Origin of the sequence: Methylibium rhizosphaerae, assembly GCF_006386545.1 — a bacterium.
GTDB classification, from domain to species: domain Bacteria; phylum Pseudomonadota; class Gammaproteobacteria; order Burkholderiales; family Burkholderiaceae_C; genus Pseudorivibacter; species Pseudorivibacter rhizosphaerae.
In genome coordinates this window covers 1-1,533 of sequence record NZ_SWAR01000119.1, presented here as the reverse complement: position 1 = coordinate 1,533, position 1,533 = coordinate 1, and the positions used below count along the sequence as shown (strand labels likewise).

The following is a 1,533-nucleotide window of genomic DNA, read 5'->3' as shown; positions in this document are numbered from 1 at the left end:
TCTGACCAGGCGAGGCCGATCGCCTTGTCCAAGCGCTTCAAGAGGGCGTTGAGCGACTCTCCTTCGCGCCGCACGAGCATCGCCAAGCTGTTGTGGCCGTCTGCCGCGGTCGCAGCGCATTCGAACGGAGCAAGCGCCCCCAAGGTGATGTCACCGCCGTCGTCGATCAAGGCTTCGATGTTCTTCATCGTGTGGGTCGTTCGTCGCTGCAGGAAGGGTTCCAATGATGCGGCAGCAACTCCTGGATGCGGCTGGCTGGCTGCGTAGGCAGTCGCTCGAGCACGTCGCGGATGTAGGCATACGGATCATGCCCGTTCAGCCGCGCTGAGTGGATCAGGCTCATGACCACGGCGGCCCGCTCGCCCGCGCGCTGTGACCCGGCGAACAGCCAGTTGTTGCGTCCCAGCGCGATCGGCCGGATCTGGTTCTCGACCCAGTTGTTGTCGATTGGCAGTTCGCCATCGTCGATGTAGCGCGTCAGCGCCGCCCAGCGGTTCAAGCTGTAGTCGATCGCCCGAGCAGTGGCCGATCCATCGGGCACCTTCTGCCGCTGCTGGCTCAACCATTGGTGCAACGCATCGGCCACCGGCCTTGATCGCTGTCGTCGGATCTCTCGCCGGTGCGCGGCGTCGGTGTTGGCCACCTCGCGCTCGACGTCGTAGAGCTGACCGAAGAACTTCAGCGCCTGCTCGCCGATCTGGCTGCCATGGTTGGCCCACAGCTCATGGAACTTGCGTCGCGCGTGCGCCGTGCAGCCAGCTTCAGTCACGCCCAACTCGAAGCAGGCCTTGTAGCCGCTGAAGTCGTCGCACACGAGCTTGCCGCGCCAGCCTTGCTCGCCCGGCAAGCCGAGGAAGGCTCTTACGTGCTGTCCGCCGCGGCTGTCGGCGAAGTTGAAGACGACGGCCCTCACCGGGTTGAACTGCGTCGTGCAATAGCTCCACAGGTACGCACGATGCGTCTTGCCGTGGCCCGGCTTGAGCATCGCCACCGGCGTCTCGTCGGCGTGCAGCACGCCCTGGCGCAGCAGCTCGGCGCTCAGCGCATCGACCAGAGGCTGCAGCTGCACGCCGCATTCGCCGACCCACTGTGCCAGCGTCGAGCGCGCGATCGCGTGGCCAGCGCGATCGAAGATGGCTTCTTGCCGGTACAGCGGCAAGTGATCGAGGTACTTGGCCACCAGCACCTGGGCGAGCAAGCCGGTGGTGGGCAGTCCCTTGTCGATGACGTGCGGCGCCACGGGCGCCTGCACGAGCTTCTCGCAGCAGCCGCAGACCCACTTGCCGCGCACATGGCGCTCCACGGTGAACACGCCCGGCTGGTAGTCCAGCTTCTCGGCCACGTCCTCGCCGATGCGCTGCATCGCTTGGCCGCAGCCGCAGGTGGTGTTCTCGGGTTCGTGGCGGATCTCGCGACGCGGCAGATGTGGCGGCAGCGGCGCTCGCTTGGGCGGTTTCTTCTCGTCGGCGGGCTCGGGCCTGGGCTGCAGCGCTTCGATCTCGGCGGCCACCGCTGCCAGATCCATGTCCAGCG

The 1,533-nt window shown here is 66.5% G+C and carries 2 protein-coding genes; both read right to left on the bottom strand.

The window, feature by feature from the left end:
• Positions 1 to 188: hypothetical protein (locus tag E8D38_RS27665; RefSeq protein ID WP_140637488.1), on the bottom strand; the 188-nt coding region annotated here is incomplete at its 3' end.
• Positions 185 to 1,533 (bottom strand): IS66 family transposase (tnpC, locus tag E8D38_RS27660; RefSeq protein ID WP_140637487.1); only part of this gene is annotated, 1,349 nt, incomplete at its 5' end. The genes tnpC and E8D38_RS27665, both read right to left, overlap by 4 nt.